The organism is Paenibacillus sp. MER TA 81-3 (assembly GCF_023713585.1).
In the GTDB taxonomy this organism is placed as follows: Bacteria; Bacillota; Bacilli; order Paenibacillales; family Paenibacillaceae; genus Paenibacillus_B; species Paenibacillus_B profundus.
In genome coordinates, this window is sequence record NZ_JAMAWB010000065.1 from 1 (window position 1) to 479 (window position 479).

The 479-nt window shown below is 40.3% G+C and carries 1 protein-coding gene; it reads right to left on the reverse strand.

Annotated features, from left to right (window positions below; genetic code table 11):
* Positions 1 to 185 precede the first annotated feature (185 nt).
* Positions 186 to 479, reverse strand: a 294-nt coding sequence (locus M3650_RS31230; RefSeq protein WP_251580237.1) for a transposase, incomplete at its 5' end; no start/stop codon positions are given.

Sequence of the window (479 nt, forward strand, 5' to 3'; positions counted from 1 at the left end):
TTTCCAGTTCATTATGCTTATCCATGGCGTTCCCCCACTTTGTCCGTTTCTTTATCTGTTTCTTATTCGACAAATAGTTCATTTTTCCTTGCCAAGGGTTGCTAAGAACTTTGATTCAACTTATATACTGTACATGCCAATAATCGATACAAGAATTTGTAAATTCAAAAAAGCTGTTAGGATCCCTAAGCAGCTCGAAGCTGCGTTTTGATCTGAGCGAGGGTTACTCCGCGTTGGGCTTGTTTATAGATATACTCAATCCAGTGTTGTTTCTTCTGTCGACGATATTGATGTAATCCATCCAAAAGACTGCCTTGTCCACTGTATATGCAGCACATCGAAGTAAACGAGAGCAGTGCCCAGTAACGATCAATGGATTTCGTAGATCGAACTTGATATCGATCCATGCCAAAATGCACTTTTGCAGCTCGAAAGTAGGTTTCAATCGACCACCGCTTGCTGTAGTAATTCAAAATTTG